Raw genomic sequence first — 17,472 nt, 5'->3', positions numbered from 1 at the left:
TAAAACTTTATAAATTCTATTTTTATAACATTTTTTAGCGTTTTTGAAGCCATAAAAGGAGGTAAAAAAGAAGAATTTCATGCCTCCTTTTCTAGTGAAGAACGCTTAATTTAGATTTTTGCTGCGAAAAGAGCTATCCTATCTTCACAAATAAGACAAAACATAATAGAAATTATCATTTCAGTAAACTTTTAAAACAACCAACTACTTCATTTTTAGGTTTCCTTTTGCAAGCCACCGTGACGAGACAATACTATTATATCAATGCTTATTTCCCGGAACCGTTTTTTATATAACTCACACCACCCCTTATCTAACCCCATGTAATTCTTTCATTTATCGTACCTTTGCCCACTTTTTCTACAGTCACAAAAAAGCCCTCCATGAAGGAATTTCTAAAAAACAACTTTTCTCGCAATAGAAATATCTCCGTGATTTTCGTGGTAGTCATTATCACTATCATTGCCACTTTTGTATTGAGCTACCTTATTTCCTCAGAAGTGCAGCACGTAGGCAAGGACATTGCCAAACGAAGTTTTCAAAAAAAATACGACCTGATTGGCCTTCAGTTTCAAGAATTACAAAAGCCATTGCTCGATGTGGCGAAATTAGTCCCCGAGGAAAGTCGGTTCACCTCCCATAACCACTCCCTAGCGCTATTAAGTGAATTGCAATTATTAGACAGCACCGTCCGCGCTACCTGGTATTATACCACAAGTCCTTCTGGCATCAACCACCTTTCTTTTAAGTCACATCATCGAGACAGCAACAACATTAAAGCAGCGCTACTAAAGGATACTATCCTACCGAAAAATGGCATCTCCAGCACTGTAATACAAGAAGAAGGTTCTGAAAAATACCTTTGGCGGAACAGTATTAGCATTCCCCTACAAAACGAAACCTTGCATTATGGGTACGACCTAGATGTTATGGCCATCCAAAAGGCTTTTTGGGACATCGATAACTATTCCTCGAGTTATGCCTATGTGTTTAATAAAGACGGTATATGTTTGTTGCATCCAGATACCGATAATATTGGTAAAAATGTTTTTAGCTTTACCCCCTTATCCCCTCAGGACACCACGATTGCCGAGGATGGTTTTTCCGAACGCCTGGTACAATCAGAATTCTTACAGCTCGATGTAATCAGTTTTATCAAACCTTTACATATTGGTGGAGAAGAGTGGTATATCGCTGTTAATTACCCAAAAAGCTTAAACGAAGAAAACATTGGAATTATAAAAAAATACAGCTACACCGTCTATTTCACCTCTGCCCTACTTCTTTTATTTGTGTTTTTTTACTTTAATAAAAGCATCAAAAAAGAATACAAGGCCATAGTGCTGTTACAAGAAGAAAAAAGCCGATTGGCCATTGAGAAGGAGGTCTTTCAGAAGGAGAGTGCCTTTTTGCAATTACAACAGTTAAAAAATCAGATCAACCCGCACTTTCTTTTTAACTCCCTAAATTCTTTATATACTCTTATAGATCAGGATGTGCCCCTGTCAAAGAAATTCACCTTTAAACTCTCAAAAATTTATCGGTACCTAATAAGTCCTCCCCAGCAAAACATCATTTCGCTTTCGGACGAAATGGATTTTATAAAAGAGTACCTATTTCTTCAAAAAACGAGGTTTAACACCAAACTTCAGTTTCATATAGACATCGACGACCAACAAGCCTTACGAAAAAAAATTCCATATCTGGCCCTACAAACGGTGGTAGAAAATGCCATAAAACACAATATAGCGACCAAGGAACACCCATTGTTGATTACTATTCACATCCTAAATAAGGTGGTTATCGTAAAGAATACCCTTCAAGTAAAGGAAAATCCGGAAAAAGGGCTTCAATTTGGACTGCAATACTTAGAAAGTATCTATGGGTTTTATAAAAATGACGGGGTTAAAACCTATAAACAAGATTCTTTTTTTATTTGCGAACTCCCCCTACTATAAAACTAATGACACTCACTCCACTTTTTGTACCGTCTACTCCCTTTTGCTTTGATTCTTCGGCCGTGACATAGAGTTTTACCGGATTTTTTAACTCAAACATATCTATGATCAAAGTTTACAGAGTGTGGTGGATCGGTTTTCTCCTACTTATGGGTATCAACGCCATACATGCACAAAAGCAGCCAGAAAAAGATAAGGACTCCACGAAAACAACAGATTTAAAAGAGTATCAAGCCCTTATAAAAGATGGTACGCTAGAAACGGGTATTTTCAATATCATAAAAGCCAAGAAAGACTATTATTTTGAAATTCCCGACACCCTCTTGGGAAGAGAATTCCTGATCGTAAACAAAATATCTAAAGTCCCTTTGCAGCTCAACGAAGCTGGACTTAACAAAGGGATGGAGTTTGAGAACAAGGTGATCACTTTTTCCAAGGACACCCTGCTTAACAAGGTTTGGGTACGCACCTCGGTGCCAATGGTATCCTCTCCAGAAAACGATGCTATTACCCTATCTGTAAAAAACAATTTTTCGGCTTCTATCATAGAAGGGTTTGATATTGTTTCGATCAACACAAAAACTCCTTCGACGGTTATTAAGATCAATAAGGTATTTGATGGTAGTGAGAAAAGTTTTAATGACGTATTCAACAATACCGGCCTAGGGGGTTCGGCAAAATCGAGTCTCTCTTTTATTTCCGAATTAAAAACCTTCCCTAGAAACATAGTAGTGAAGTCAGACCTTACCACTTCCATCTCTGAAGGGGGTGCTGCAGTACCATTGACCATAGGTATTACCTCTAATATTGTATTGCTTGCCAAGGAACCTATGACGCCACGATTTTTAGATAAACGTCTTGGGTTCTTTACCAAAAAACGCTGGTATTTTAACGATGAGCAGCATGCCATGTTAGAAAAGGAACTCATTACCCGCTGGCGCCTAGAACCTAAGGATCAGGATGTAGCCCGTTATTTAAAAGGAGAACTGGTAGTGCCCAAAAAACCAATTGTATTTTATATAGATCCTGCGACTCCAGCAAAATGGCGCTCTTTTATTAAACAAGGGGTCATCGACTGGCAAAAAGCATTTGAACAAGCCGGATTTAAAGATGCCGTTGTTGCTTTGGACGCTCCCGAGAACGATCCAGATTTTGATATAGACGATGTACGTTATTCCGTGATCACTTATGCTGCCTCTCCTAAATCGAACGCGATGGGACCATCGGTCGTAGATCCAAGAAGTGGTGAAATCATTGAAGCCGATATCATTTGGTGGCATAATGTAATGACCTCCCTACAAAGTTGGATGCGTATACAAACAGGCCCCATTGATGAAAAATCGCGAAGCAACACCTTTGCCGATGCACATATGGGAGAAGCTATCCGATTTGTATCCTCTCATGAGGTGGGACATACCTTTGGCTTAAAACACAATATGGGGTCTTCTTTTGCTTTTGAAGTAGATTCGTTACGCTCCAAAACCTTTACCAAAAAAATGGGCGGTACTGCCCCTTCTATTATGGATTATGCCCGTTACAACTACGTAGCACAGCCCGAAGATGAAGTCGAAGCCATTACCCCAAAAATAGGGGTGTATGACAAATACGCTATCCAGTGGGGGTACCAATGGTTCCCCGATACTACAACCGAAGAAGACTTCTTAACGGCCCTGGTGACCGAGCACAATAACGATCCGTTGTACTTTTACGGAGAAACACAGGACTACCACAATACTATTGACCCTAGATCCCAATCCGAAGATTTAGGCAACGACGCTGTTTTGGCTAGCCAATACGGTATAAAAAACTTAAAGCGCGTTATAGACAACGCCCTGGAGTGGACTTATGTAGAAGGAGACACCTACTATAAAACAGGAAAATTATATATGGGGGTTATTGGACAATGGCAATTATACAACAACCATGTCATCAATAATATCGGAGGGGTATACCTTAATAATACCGTTCACGGAGACCAGAAAAAAGCCTACGAAAATGTACCTGCAGAAATGCAGCAAAGGGCGGTAGACTACTTAAACGAAAACGTTTTTACAGTTCCAGAATGGCTGTTTGTCAATGATATCTCGGAAAAAACCTTTCCGTTAAAAGACTCTCCCTTGGGGCCTTACGAATATTCTCCCTACACCTTGGCACGGGAACTCCAATATTCGGCCTTCTACAGCCTGTTCAGCGATGCTCGACTTTTAAGGTTGTCAGAAGCTACTATGTTCCAAAACAAGAATGAAGAGCGCTATAGCAACCAAGCCTTGTTCCATACGGTAAGAAAGCATGTTTTTAAGAAGACCTATAACAACAAATCCCTGACCCTTTTTGAGCGCATGGCACAAAAAAACTACGTCGATGTTTTAATCGTAGATATTAACAAGCTATTCCAAAAGACTTCGAAAAAAACCTTGGAAGTCTCTAAGCGACTACAAACCCCTACCCTATGTAACTATATGGTAAAAGAAGACATTTCGGCCAGAAATATCAATTACACTTCTATTAAACGCGTCTCGGAGGTAACCTCTATTAAAAAGGGAGAATTGCACGCCCTTCTTCAGCTATTAAAAAAGAAGAAAAAACAGGGCGATCAGGAAACACGTGCGCATTATTTAGACCTCATCAATAGAATAGAACAAGCAATCAACAACTAAAACCCCATAAACCAACGATCAATGAAAAAAGTGCGATTTTTACTTTTATTACTAATCCCCGTCCTTGGGTTCAGCCAAAATAGCCGGAGCATCACAGGACAGGTATTTTCCAAAACCGACGGGTTGCCATTACCAGGCGCCTCTGTCTTTGTAGATTCTAAATCCATCGCCAACGAAACCGGTGTCGAGGGCATTATCGAAAGCACCAGTATTGGTGCCATTACCGATTTTGACGGAAATTTTAGCCTTACGATCCCTAACGGCATTACTAAGCTTACCGTTAGCTATATGGGGTATGAAACCCAGATGCTCTATATTGGAGCCAAAACCTCCTATGAGGTGTATCTTGTAGAAGAGCTAAATACGCTGAACGAGGTGGTCGTTACCGGTTACCAAAAGGTAGAAAAAAGAAAGCTAACCGCTTCTGTAGCACAGGTAAACATGAAAGATGCCCAACAAATCGGGGTTGCGAGTGTAGATCAATTACTACAAGGGCAGGCTGCCGGTGTGGTTGTTACTTCAGAAACAGGTGCCCCAGGAACCCCTGCAAAAATCAGGATCAGAGGTACTGCCTCCCTTTCTGGGCCCCAAGACCCGCTTTGGGTAATAGATGGCTTGCCATTGGAAGGCAACGACGTTCCTAATTTTGGAGACAAAGACAATATAGATCAACTTAGAAACTATGCCATCGCCGGAATCAACCCCGATGACATCAAAGATATTACCATCCTTAAAGATGCCGCTGCAACCGCTATTTACGGAGCAAGAGCTGCCAATGGGGTTATTGTGGTCACTACTAAAAAAGGAACCAAAGGGAAAATGAACATTAATTTCTCTGCCAATACCTTTTATACAATGCGTCCGGATATGGATAAACTGAATCTAATGAACGCTAGTGAAAAAGTAGCTTTTGAACTGGCACTGGCCCAACGCGACGATTTAGACTTTAGAGTCAATAAGGGAGAAGTAATGCGCATCCTTAATTCGGCCAACGAATTGGATGCTTACAGAAATAACGGCTTTAGTGGATTAAGCAATGCCACCCAAATGGCGCTAAATTCTTTAAAAGAGAACCAAACCAATTGGGGCGATCTATTGTACCAATCTGCCGCAAACACACAATACAGCTTAAGCATCGCTGGTGGTGCTGAAAAATCTGATTACTATTTCTCATTAGGGTACTACAATGAAGACGGTACTACCATAGGTACCGGATATGAGCGCTATAACATTACATTGAAGAACAATTATCAATTGTCTGATCGTTTCAAGGCCGGCGTATCCTTATTTGCATCACAGTCCAACAAAGAGTCTTATGTCACCGGAACCGATGCCTTTACCAATCCTGCCAACTATTCTAGAAATGCCAACCCATATTTAGCTCCATATAAAGAAGATGGCAGCTATAATTACGATCAGGACATAGAAGGTTTTGAAGGTCGCTATGTACCTTTTAATTTCTTGGAAGAAAGAGAGAATACGTCCTACGACTTAAACAACAATGCTCTAAAAGCTATTTTCGATGCGTCGTACAGCATTAGTAACGACTTAAAACTGTCTACACAACTAGGGTTACAATTAAACCATAACAGCACCGAAAAATATGGTGCGGCCGATTCTTATTTTACCAGAAAAATACGCGAAAAAACAAGACGCTATAGTTCCGATCGTGGCGGTTACTATTATTTCTTACCTGAGGGCGGGGTAATCCAAAACTGGGAAGACAACTTCTTTCAATACAATTGGAAATCCCTTTTAGAGTATAGCACTATTATTGGCGACAAACACGAAATTGAAGCTATGGTAGGATCTGAGTTACGAAGGTCTGATTCCAAAATAATCGCTACCCAAGGTTTTGGGTATGATAAGAAGACCTTAAACACCAAGCCTATTATTTTCCCTAACGAAAGTACGGCCAATGAAAGTACCTATAGGGCGTATGACCGCGCTACCGTAGAGAATGCCTATGCTTCTTTTTACGCCACCGGATCGTATACCTACGATAGAAAATACACCTTGTTTGGAAGTGTTCGCTACGACGGTTCCAACTTATTTGGGGTAGATCCTAAGTATAAGTACCTTCCACTTTGGTCTACTGCCGGTTCTTGGTTGGTTTCCGAAGAAGAATTCCTAAGAGATAACAATATCATCTCTAACCTAAGACTAAGAGCTTCTTATGGTTTACAGGGAAATATAGACAGAAACACCTCTCCTTTTGTTGTTGGAGAATATAACAACGCTACTATTTTACCTGGTTACAATGAGTCTTCTATAGTGGTTACCTCCCCTCCAAACGATAAATTACGATGGGAAAAAACAGAAAACTATAACCTTGGTGCCGATGTAGGCTTCTTTGACCAACGGATTAATATGGCCTTTGATTTTTACCAAAGGAAAAGCTCGGACCTTATTGGCTTAAAATCTGTCCCCTTGGAAAATGGGTTTGAATTTACCAACCTTAACTGGGCACAGGTTACCAATAAAGGATATGAACTTTCTATAGCTACCAGAAATATTACGGCGCCTAACTTTAAGTGGACTACCAACTTCAACATCTCTCACAACAAGAGTCATGTAGATAAGATCCAGATTCGCGAAAACAGTTTCTTGCCATCTAGAGAAGGACTTCCCGTAAATGCAGTATTTGCCATTAAAACGGCCGGGATAGACGAAAATGGGTACCCTATGTTTTGGAAAGGCGATGAAAAGGTAAGTGCGGTAGAATTTTTTGACCTTGTAGATCCATGGGCCGATTTCTTTCCTGGCTACCTGACCCAATCTAACCTGAGCAATGAAGAGTTTAGAGGACTGTTCTCCTATGTAGGCGATAGGGATCCTAAGTTCAGTGGTGGGTTCATCAATACCTTTACCTATAAAAACCTTGATTTTACGGTAGCTACAAACTTTAATTTAAAACAGACCGTCGTTAAGAATTTACCCTATAACCCTAGTCAGGTAGACCGTGGTCAGAACTATACCACTGACATTCTAAACGCTTGGTCGCCAAACAACACCGAATCTAATTTACCGGGTATCGTTGGGGAAACTTCGGGAACGGGAGATTCTTGGATGGCCTATAAGTGGTTTGCCGATCTAAACCCAATTAACACCATGTCTTATTTGGACACCTTTGTAGATGAGATGAGCTACCTAAGGGTTTCTAGCATGAGATTAGGCTATAGCCTTCCTGAAGCTATTACCTCTAAACTGCATATAAACCAACTAAGGTTTAATATTGAAGGTAGAAACCTTTTTGTGTTTAGCACTGACTACTCGGGGTATTTTGACCCAGAAACTTTTGGAAACATCTATGCCCAACCAATTTCAAAGTCCATTTCATTAGGCCTTAACGTATCATTCTAAAAACCAGAAAATGAAAAAGTTTTTTTACATAACCATAGCCCTGTTTTCGGCCACTAGCTTTACCGCTTGCGATAAATATCTCGATATAGAACCCGAGGGAAAGGTCATCCCAAAGACCCTGGAAGAAAACCGAGGGTTGATCACCACTGCCTATCAGGCCTTTCCACGACACAAATCTCGACTGGCTTTCAGAGCAGATGAACTGCAATTAAATGAGTACAGTACGGATGCCCCCTATTATAAGGACATTTATATCTGGAAAGATACCGATGCCGATCCGCAAACGGGCGCATACCCGTGGATACAGTTCTACAACACTATTTTTTACACCAATCACATAATCAACCAAGGGGAAATATCCATTACTGCCTCTGTTGAAAAAGAGCAACTTATTGGGGAAGCCCATGCTCTAAGGGCCTATGCCTATTTTGATTTGGCAAACCTTTATGGGAAGCCTTACGATAAGACTACTGCCGCCACTGACAAAGCCGTGCCTTTGGCCCTAGAAGTAGATTTGGAACAAGTGTTTAAAGCGGCCTCGGTTCAAGAGGTGTACCAACAAGTGTTGACAGATATTGAAGCGGCAAAAAACCGACTTCATACCGACACCCAGGAACTGGGCCTTAACTATCGTTTTTCTAAGGCGGCCATTTTTGCCCTGGAAGCCAGAGTACATTTATATATGAACCATTGGGAAAAAGCCTTGGAAGCTGCAAATAAGGCATTGGCCTACAACAACAGCTTGGTAGATTTAAATACAACCCCTAGCCTGCCAAATAGCTTTGATTCTCCAGAATCTATATTGGCTTTAGAAGACGTTTATCAGGCCTCTTTAAACAATGCCGCCTATATAGACAACGACTTTATCAATAGCTATGACCAAGAAAACGACCTTCGTTTTGGCCTATATTTTGTACAAGACGGGTCTAGATACAAATCGAACAAGGGCGGGGATCAAAAATTCAAATGCTCCTTTAGAGTAGCCGAATTATACCTTATAAAAGCCGAAGCCCTTCTAAAGTCGGGAAACACGGCACAGTCAAAAGAGGTATTATTGAGTTTAATGGAAAACAGGTATACCAAAGAGCATATGCCTACTATGGAAAGTGCTATCACCAATATGGCTTCTACTGCCTACGAGGCGACACTATTCGATGAAAGAGCTAAAGAATTAGCCTTAGAAGGACATAAATGGTTCGATTTACGAAGGACGACCCAAAAGGAAATCAAACATACCTTTAATGGGGATATCTATACCTTGGACAAAAACGACCCTAGATATACCCTATTATATCCTAAGGACGCCAAACTTAATAATCCCGATTTATAAATTGAGATTCCCCCAAGAACTAAAGCCCGGTATTTTACTGGGCTTTTTTAATGCATCAGGTTTGAATTTTATACTTTTGACGATATAAAAAGATCAGGAATGAAGGTTGCCATCATAGAGGACGAAGAATTAGCTGCAAATTACCTAAAGGGAGTTTTACTGCGGCAGCAATTGATTCCGATCAGGGAGGTGGTTAGTATGGGATCTGTAAAAGAGGCCATCGCTTATTTTAAGGACGCCATGCCCGATCTGGTCTTTATGGACATTCATCTAGAAGACGGCACTAGCCTAGAAATCCTCGAAGCGGTTACGATTACGGCCCCTATTATTTTTACTACGGCCTATGACGAATACGCCCTTAAGGCCTTTAAACATTTTACCATAGATTACCTCCTAAAACCCTTTGATGAGGACGCCTTAATAGAGGCTTTGGAAAAGTTTACGGTCATCAAAGAGAAATACCAAGAAGAAGAAACCAAGAATTTAGTCAGTCAGGCGTTAAATCACCTTAAAAACACCTACCAACAACGTTTTTTGGTGCAACAAGGACATCAATTGATTTCTATTACCACCCAAGAAACCGCTTTTTTTTATGCAGAAGGAAAACACCTGTTCCTATACGCACAGAATGGGGAAAACTACATTTACAACAGCACTATCAAAGAGGTCATCACCAAACTAGACCCTACCCTATTTTTTAGGATCAACAGGAACTATATCGTGAACATCGATTCGGTAAAAAGAATCATCAAACACAGCAATCTTAAGCTAGAGGTCGTATTGAGTCCGACCATTCCCCAAATGGACAAAATAATCCTTAGCAAAACAGAGATCAAATCTTTTAAGCAGTGGTTAGATTTCTAGCCTCGCTACAGTTCCATAATTTGTAGCCTTCTAATTTGGGCGTTACCCCCTGCGGCGGTCGGGCACTCCGCTGTATCCCTTGCTCCGCTACGGGGATGCCGCTGCGGTCCCTAACGCTTTTTCAATAAACAATGTGTGAAATGCAAGAATTGGAGTGATTTTCTTTATTGAGAATCTGAAGGTTTATAATGTAACAATGGGATCAATGTGGAAATGTACCAATTGTTTAATGCAGCAATGAATCAATGTGAAAATGTACCGGTCTTAGTCAAGGTTTTGTAGCTATTTAGAGTCGAAACTATGAGGCTGATTTACCGCGGTTAACGGTAGACCTAAATGAAAAACAACTAAAGAATCTCATTAATTTCACCTGTCCTCTCAAATTCAAGCCGATCCTTTTCACGAAAAAACCAAATTCCATTATGGTATTTTATAATATACCATACCAATGAGGCTTTCTTCTTTTTAAGGACGGTTCTTCAGGCCTGAAACTTCACGTTTTCTGTTCATTTTTTCCATTGATGAAATGCGGAGCATTCATGAATACCTTTAAAAAACAATAGGTATGCCCATGAATAAAAAACGAACTAGGGCCGAGAACCGAAGGTACTGTGTACCTTTGGTTGGAGGAGCCAGCCGTGGCGTTGGCCTAACTTGTGAAATGATTCATTCAGATTATTTTTTTTGTTAGCACCTAAATTTTAGGAACTCGCTTTAAAAATACCGGTAAATGAGAATAATACGTATAGCTCAGACAGCCTAAAATCTCCAGCGCGGCAGGCTGGCCTCTTCACTAAAATAGTCCACAGGACTATTTCTTATCGTTCGATCCTCACTCAAATTTTACGATAAATTTTCGGTAGGCCAAAAAAGATAAAACTTATAAAAAGATAATTCGGGAATTTGTTAAATCGTTAATTCGGTATTTCGTGAACTTGATAACAAGGTTAAATCAAGCGGATTCCTCTGTACCGTGTGCACCTAAGGCGTAAAGGGGGCTAGGGATTGTAGGGATGATGCAACTAGCAATCTGTTTCATGAAAAACCATAGAATTCCATAAAACCTGAATCTTTAGTTTTTCTGTTTACTGGTTACCAATTACTGACTATTCTTTTTTCTCTTCTCTCTTCTCTAAATGGTTATTGTTTATTGAAATTGACTACATCCAAGGCCAAGGCGCCAACTGGCCCCTGCCTACAAATGCAAGTCGTGCATTTACAGAGCGGTCCTCTCTACTCTCTTCTCTAAATGGTTATGGTTTATTGAAAATGACGGCAACCAATGCCAACGCGCCAGCTGGCACCTAACTACAAATTTAAATCATTGCAATTTCCGCGCGGCCCTAGGTACTTCCCTGATGAGTGTTGACCGGTTTTAGATATTGTTTATTGCTAATTGATTATTGTTCACTGAATCATGCGTTAGCTATTGCAGCGGCATCCTTTTTTGGGCGGTCTTTCCGCCGAAAAAAGATATAGCGGAAAGAGCGACCCTTTAGGGGAACGCCCACAAAAAAAGCCTCTTCATTGACCGATCATATACATCTAGGAGAATGGTATGGAAGGATATTCAGAAATGAATCCTTGTGTTTATAAAACAACAAATCCCCGATAAAAATTAATTTATGGGGACTTGCCTGATTATTAGAAAGTAAGCCTACTAACTAAGAAATCCTTATGCGTTCAAAAGTTCTTTCAATTCTTTTGCTGCTTGTGCAGGATCTGCTGCTCCGTAAATAGCTGCACCAGCAACTGCTACGATAGCTCCAGATTCTTTAACGGCAGCAACGCTGTTCTTGTTTACACCACCGGCGATTGATACAGAAACACCAGCTCTTGCAGCTTCGTCAATAAGAACTTGGATAGAGTATCCAGCTTCTCCTTGCTCATCTAAACCAGCGTGTAATTCTACGAACTCAGCACCTAAAGCGATCGCTTCTTGAGCACGTTTTACTCTATCCTGAACACCGATAGTATCTACAACAACACCTTTACCATGTGCTTTAGCAGCTTTTACAGCTCCAGCGATGGTTGAGTCACCTGTAGTTCCTAAAACAGTGATTAAATCTGCACCAGCTCCAAAAGCCATTTCAGCTTCTAATTCACCTGCATCAGCAGTTTTAAAATCAGCTAAAACTATTTTGTCAGGAAAAGCATCTTTCATCTTTCTGATTCCGGATAAACCTTCACTCTTGATAAGTGGAGTTCCTAATTCAATAATGTCTACGTAAGGAGCCACTTTAGTTGCTAATGCAATTGCGTCTTCTATTTTCAATAAATCGATTGCTACTTGTAATTTTGCCATAATATTATTATTTAAATTGTTTTTTGTTTATAAATTATTCTAATGTATTCTCTATTATTCCATGTTTGCGTGGCGCTTCCATAATTCTGAAGCTGTACTGCCGTCTATTTCCCAAAGGGCTTGTATCAGGGCATCAAAGCTCAATAAAAGCGATTGCTCAAAAAGGCTACCGGCATATTGTTTAGAAACATCCTCGTCTCTTGCCTGTTTTTGTGCTGCAGGGATGGTAACGGTATAGTCTGCCAAGGTTGCCAATGGGGAAGCTGGACTTGTTGTAAAACAAATGACACTTGCTCCCTCGTTTTTAGCAGTTTCTGCCGATCTTACAATGCCAGCTGTTGTTCCAGATCCAGATCCGGCGATTAATAGATCTCCTTCTCCGATCGCTGGAGTGGTAGTTTCACCTACTACATATACTTTGTACCCTAAATGCATTAAACGCATGGCCGATGCTTTCATCATAAGTCCGGTTCTCCCCGCACCCATTAAGAAAATACCTTTGGCCTTGTTGATCGCTGGCATCAAAGCTGCAATTTCTTCAGGATTTATGTTTGAAGTTAACGTACAATGCTCATCCATAATGGTTTGCATTGCCGTTGCCACTAAATGTGTCTCCTGGGTTGCCTCTAATGTAATTGTGTTTTCCATAACTTTTCTACTTGAAATTTGTATGACTATCAATCTGCGATGCAAAGATATGGCAGCCATCCCCTAGCTCAGTTACACTATTTGACACTTGTGTAGTACAATTTGCCCATATCCATAAAAGTGCTAGTATTATTTCCTATTTTTGTGGTACATTTTGGAAACAGCGTTGTTTTTGGTCAATTTCAGGCCTAAAAAATGACCCCTGTTTTTCTGTCAAAAACGGTTTTTATGCTAAGTGATAAGGTTTTATATATAAAAAATTTAGGTAATTGTCCACCTGCCTATCTAAACGACCCTGCTAGAAGGGATTTTTACGAGGTTGTTTGGCTGCGTAACGAAGATGCGCTTCATGTGCCACAACACGATTTTCAGACCTTAAAAGGAGATTGGATTTATCTGATCCCCCCGTATAGGGTTCATCAGTTAAATAAGGCCGGTAAAAACGGTGTCCTTATTTCCTTTAAACAAGACTTATTGGAAGGTGACTTAAAGGAGTTTTTATTAGATGTCTTTAGAATGTTTAATGTACAAGGAGAGTTTTCTTGCCTACAGGTAAATGAAGAGACCGCTAAAGGATTGGTTGATGTATATCAGTTATTGGAAGAAGAATACCAAAAAGAAACCATCAATTTAGTCATGCTAAAAGCGCTCTTAAAAGTGTTTTTATTAAAATTGATACAGTTAAAGGAACAACATTTTACCCTACAGGATATTAATGAAAAACGAGTGTACGAGTTTATGCTGTTGCTTGAAGACAACTATCAGGAAAAACGAAATGCCGACTTTTATGCCGACCAACTAGGGATTAGTGCCAAGCGCCTAAACCAAATCCTAAAAGAAAAACTGGACAAAACAGCGGTACAAATAATTCATGATCGCTTAATACAAGAGGCCAAGCGCCAAATTATACATAGCGAGAACACCATTAAGGAAATCGCCTATAACCTAGGTTTTAAAGATCACTCTTATTTTAGCAGGTTTTTTAAAACCCATGCCGAGCAAACCCCGCAGCAATTTCAGAACAACGTAAAAGACCACCTTATCTCTCATGACAATACCTTATATAGGTAAGGATTTGTTAGGCTTGGTTGTTTTAATATAGCTGTTTCAAATAAAAGGGGTCGGACTTTCTTAAGGTCCGACCCTTTTTCATACTTCCTCCCTAGTGTCGCCGTAAGGATATGCTCTTACTCCTAGTCAGTATAGACTTCTGGGACAATGATTTAATGTTTTGATTATTGATGAATGTGATTTATCTTTCCAAAAGGTTAATCCATCACCTCATCGCCTTCCTTTACTGCTTTTTAATCCAATTTTCTGTATCGGAATATTTTTAACCCCTGGGATTATATCTTCTAACAAATCTTGAAACTCCTTTTTAGAATTAATGTTCGGCAGGTCTTTTGTTGCTGTCACATTAGAATCTGAATACCCTAACCATTCTTTTTTACCAACAAATACTTCCTTCACATTTATAAATACATTCTCCGCAACCAGGTTTCCTGTTGGAATTTCTGCATTTTCGAAATAGTTTTTAAGTGTTGGATATTGGACCACATAGGGTGCTTCTGCATAGTTCACAGCTGCCATACGTTTCTGAAAAAGTCCACCCTCTTCTAAAACCCATTTTGCCCATGTTTGCAGTCTATTCCCTGTTCGGACACCTACTTTACTTTCTATAAAAAAATTGTTCTTATATATATTATCCGAACCACCTCCTATTAAAACATTGAGTTTTCCGGCTTTGTAGAAAATATTATCCGTAACGGTTAACCCACAGGCAGCATCGTCATGGTATACTGCACTGGTATTATATTCGTCCGGAATATTGGCTATATAGTTATACCTAACTATTGTTCCTCTTTCAGAAGGGTCCCTCCCGTAATAAATGGCCCCCATATCTTCTACTTCCAAGCATACTTCGTGAATGTAGTTATATTCTATAGTATGGTTATTCCCGTGCATTAAAATAGCCACACTTGGCAAATCGTACATTTCATTATGTAATACTTTGTTGCCTACTCCGGTAAGGTGCACTGCAGGTCTATATGATTTTTCTATTCTATTAATATCAAAAAACAAACAATCTTCTACAACGTTGTTCCCTGGTTCTAAGGTTAAGCGGTTTCCGCCACCCAATGAAACGCCACCAGCGCCTAATTGGGAAAAAGTACAGTTGACGATCTTATTATTAGAACCACCTTCTCTATTAAAAGTAGTATTGCTATATAGGTGTTGTAGTAAACTCCCTATCTCTCCTGTTTTTACAGTACCCGTGCCTTCGTGTCTGTATTCGGCAAATGCTTCTATCCCCTTACCGACAGAAATACCTAAACTCCCTAAATTCTTAAAATTACAAGCTTCTATGATCACTCCTTTGGTGTTAGTCATGGCAATTCCCATACCGCGAGAATTTTGGAAGGAAATACCTCTAATTACAATCCCTTCTGCATCCTCGATCTGAAAAAATGGTCGTTCGAGAACAGAAAACTCCAAACTAGCGATTTCCTTTTCGTCCGAAGCAAAGTAAAGTAACCCCTTTTCTTTATCTACATAATATTCCCCTGGCGCATCCAATTCAGCTAATATATTTACACCGTACCATTTTTGCCAAGGCTTACCATCACCATAGCCGTACAAGGTAGCCGAGGCGGTGGTAAGGGTTTGTTTTAAGGTATCTATACTTTTAATTTTAACCATATCATCAGCATAACCGTGCATAAAATATCCGGCCATCCAAGCATTTTTTTCCTTGGCCCAGGTATTGATACGTAGAGAATCGTAGGCTATCACCCCTCCTTTATCAGAGAAATCATCTTCCCTTGGTATTGATCCTTTTTCTAATACCTTTCCCATTGGCACCATACCTTCATTGGGCCAACGTGCCAGGTGCATTGCTTTTTTATTCACGAACAATTCTCCCCATGCTGGCCCATACGGACGGGAAAAACCTACATTTCGGAGCGTTCCGAAATTGGTAATTCCCACTTTTCGAAGATCTACTTCATAGATAGTATGATTGCTTTTATCGAAGCCTACCCCAAGATTACTTTCCTTTACCAACGACAAAGGAATAGACTGTCCGCCCGAGAAAACAACTTTTTCTCCTTTATATGCTTCGATCTTTACAAATGAATTCTCAGCTCCTAACGCTATGGTTTCTAGAATGTCATACACCCCTTCCCTTAGGCTAATAGACACCGCTCTTTTTGAGTTCTTTCCTTTTATTTTTTTAGCCTTTTCCAAGGCCTTTCCTAAGGTTTTATAAGGCGATTTAAAGGAGCCTTTTCCCGAGTCCATACCTGAGGGCGACACATATATGTCTTGGGCCAAGACCATATTCCCGAACAAAATAAAGATTGCAATACTTAAAAACTTATTCATCAAACACTAATTTTAAACTGTATAATTCACCATTTGCTATAGGCCCGATACTTCCCCATCGAGCTGCCAATCTTTTTTAATATCCACTTCTAAATGCTTTAGTGCAGTAACGGCCACATCTATTACATTTACCTGTTTTTTTATTTCCCCTTTAGTTACATCCTTTCCAGAAGCAATGTAAAATATAGTGGTATGTTCCGGAATAGCCTCGCCATGTCCTTTTCCACTGCCCCCATGGTCCGTAGATACAAGAACCAGCCAATTTTCCTTCTCATAATCCTTACGCTTTTTTAAGGCCTTTATTATTTCCCCAACTTTTTTATCTGTTTTCTCAATAGCTCCTATATATTTTTTATTTTCCAATGCATACCCATATTTATGACCGGCGTGGTCTACATTGTCCAAATGCAGAAATAGAACATCTACATCCGTGTTTTTTAAGGTCTTCACTACTTGTTTGGTTACCGCCGCATCTGTTTTTCTGTGAATGGTTACCGTTGCATCGTTTTCTTGTAATATAGTATGTACGGGCTTCCAATTGGCAATGGAATACGTTTTTAAATTGGGCTTTTGTTCCCTTGCCCTTCTAAAGAAGTGCGGATAATCCTTGACATTTGGATTCTTATACGAATTGGAATAAACCTTATGCTTTTCTTTCCAAACACCAGTCAACATACTCGTCCAACACACCCCGCTCCAACTCAAAGGGTCTGTCTTTGCTCTAAAAGAATAAGCCCCATTTTGCCAAAGTCCGTCAAGGTTGGGGGTTTTTGCCGTTAAAAGGGCATCTGGTCGCGTACCATCTATCCCTATGATCAAAACCTTATTCTGGGCTTTTAACGAAATGTGCCCACTAAAAAAAATAAGGCCTAGCATTATTATCCTCAAAATTTGTCTATTGTGTCCTTTGTTTATCATTTTATTTAAATTTATTATGTTATACCTGAGCTATTTCATGGTACC

General features: G+C 39.9%; 11 protein-coding genes. 6 read left to right on the top strand and 5 right to left on the bottom strand.

Going from position 1 to position 17,472, the window contains the following annotated elements:
• The first annotated feature begins 383 nt into the window (after positions 1 to 383).
• Positions 384 to 1,958 (top strand): histidine kinase, encoded by a 1,575-nt coding sequence (locus HCG49_RS10540; RefSeq protein WP_168469492.1) that lies wholly within the window; start codon positions 384 to 386, stop codon positions 1,956 to 1,958.
• Here the strand turns inward: HCG49_RS10540 and HCG49_RS18680 are convergent.
• Complete coding sequence (locus tag HCG49_RS18680; protein ID WP_262888038.1) at positions 1,933 to 2,058, bottom strand: hypothetical protein; 126 nt, start codon at positions 2,056 to 2,058, stop codon at positions 1,933 to 1,935. The genes HCG49_RS10540 and HCG49_RS18680 overlap by 26 nt on opposite strands.
• A 4-nt stretch (positions 2,059 to 2,062) precedes the next feature.
• Between HCG49_RS18680 and HCG49_RS10535 the strand changes: the two genes are divergently transcribed.
• From HCG49_RS10535 to HCG49_RS10520, 4 genes are all read left to right on the top strand, one after another.
• Positions 2,063 to 4,615 (top strand): zinc-dependent metalloprotease, encoded by a 2,553-nt coding sequence (locus tag HCG49_RS10535; protein WP_168469491.1) that lies wholly within the window; start codon positions 2,063 to 2,065, stop codon positions 4,613 to 4,615.
• Positions 4,616 to 4,636: 21 nt separating this feature from the next.
• Complete coding sequence (locus HCG49_RS10530) at positions 4,637 to 7,978, top strand: SusC/RagA family TonB-linked outer membrane protein (RefSeq protein ID WP_168469490.1); 3,342 nt, start codon at positions 4,637 to 4,639, stop codon at positions 7,976 to 7,978.
• Between the two features lie 10 nt (positions 7,979 to 7,988).
• Positions 7,989 to 9,308, top strand: a complete 1,320-nt coding sequence (locus HCG49_RS10525) for a RagB/SusD family nutrient uptake outer membrane protein (RefSeq protein WP_168469489.1) — start codon at positions 7,989 to 7,991, stop codon at positions 9,306 to 9,308.
• A 99-nt stretch (positions 9,309 to 9,407) separates the two neighbouring features.
• Positions 9,408 to 10,172, top strand: coding sequence for a LytR/AlgR family response regulator transcription factor (locus HCG49_RS10520; protein WP_168469488.1), 765 nt, complete (start codon positions 9,408 to 9,410; stop codon positions 10,170 to 10,172).
• Between the two features lie 1,675 nt (positions 10,173 to 11,847).
• Here the strand turns inward: HCG49_RS10520 and hxlA are convergent.
• Positions 11,848 to 12,477, bottom strand: coding sequence for a 3-hexulose-6-phosphate synthase (hxlA, locus tag HCG49_RS10515; protein WP_168469487.1), 630 nt, complete (start codon positions 12,475 to 12,477; stop codon positions 11,848 to 11,850).
• 54 nt (positions 12,478 to 12,531) lie between these two features.
• Positions 12,532 to 13,125: a 6-phospho-3-hexuloisomerase gene (hxlB, locus tag HCG49_RS10510; RefSeq protein WP_168469486.1), complete on the bottom strand. Its 594-nt coding sequence runs from the start codon at positions 13,123 to 13,125 to the stop codon at positions 12,532 to 12,534.
• Positions 13,126 to 13,353: 228 nt separating this feature from the next.
• On the opposite strand from hxlB, the gene HCG49_RS10505 reads away from it, so the two are divergent.
• Complete coding sequence (locus HCG49_RS10505; protein ID WP_168469485.1) at positions 13,354 to 14,196, top strand: helix-turn-helix domain-containing protein; 843 nt, start codon at positions 13,354 to 13,356, stop codon at positions 14,194 to 14,196.
• A gap of 210 nt (positions 14,197 to 14,406) precedes the next feature.
• On the opposite strand, the gene HCG49_RS10500 is transcribed toward HCG49_RS10505, so the two are convergent.
• A complete protein-coding gene (locus HCG49_RS10500; protein ID WP_168469484.1) occupies positions 14,407 to 16,509 on the bottom strand; it encodes a right-handed parallel beta-helix repeat-containing protein in 2,103 nt (700 codons plus the stop codon).
• A gap of 36 nt (positions 16,510 to 16,545) precedes the next feature.
• Positions 16,546 to 17,427 carry an alkaline phosphatase family protein gene (locus tag HCG49_RS10495; protein WP_168469483.1) on the bottom strand — a complete coding sequence of 294 codons (882 nt, stop codon included), beginning with the start codon at positions 17,425 to 17,427 and terminating at the stop codon, positions 16,546 to 16,548.
• Positions 17,428 to 17,472 lie beyond the last annotated feature (45 nt).

It is taken from the genome of Arenibacter sp. 6A1, assembly GCF_012272855.1.
Classification (GTDB): domain Bacteria; phylum Bacteroidota; class Bacteroidia; order Flavobacteriales; family Flavobacteriaceae; genus Arenibacter.
This window is presented reverse-complemented; position numbering and strand designations above follow the sequence as displayed.

Coding starts and splice junctions, on each gene's coding strand:
- hxlA (WP_168469487.1), bottom strand. CDS start 12,477: ATGGCAAAATTACAAGTAGCAATCGATTTATTGAAAATAGAAGACGCA.
- HCG49_RS10495 (WP_168469483.1), bottom strand. CDS start 17,427: ATGATAAACAAAGGACACAATAGACAAATTTTGAGGATAATAATGCTA.
- hxlB (WP_168469486.1), bottom strand. CDS start 13,125: ATGGAAAACACAATTACATTAGAGGCAACCCAGGAGACACATTTAGTG.
- HCG49_RS10500 (WP_168469484.1), bottom strand. CDS start 16,509: ATGAATAAGTTTTTAAGTATTGCAATCTTTATTTTGTTCGGGAATATG.
- HCG49_RS10520 (WP_168469488.1), top strand. CDS start 9,408: ATGAAGGTTGCCATCATAGAGGACGAAGAATTAGCTGCAAATTACCTA.
- HCG49_RS10540 (WP_168469492.1), top strand. CDS start 384: ATGAAGGAATTTCTAAAAAACAACTTTTCTCGCAATAGAAATATCTCC.
- HCG49_RS10535 (WP_168469491.1), top strand. CDS start 2,063: ATGATCAAAGTTTACAGAGTGTGGTGGATCGGTTTTCTCCTACTTATG.
- HCG49_RS10530 (WP_168469490.1), top strand. CDS start 4,637: ATGAAAAAAGTGCGATTTTTACTTTTATTACTAATCCCCGTCCTTGGG.
- HCG49_RS18680 (WP_262888038.1), bottom strand. CDS start 2,058: ATGTTTGAGTTAAAAAATCCGGTAAAACTCTATGTCACGGCCGAAGAA.
- HCG49_RS10525 (WP_168469489.1), top strand. CDS start 7,989: ATGAAAAAGTTTTTTTACATAACCATAGCCCTGTTTTCGGCCACTAGC.
- HCG49_RS10505 (WP_168469485.1), top strand. CDS start 13,354: ATGCTAAGTGATAAGGTTTTATATATAAAAAATTTAGGTAATTGTCCA.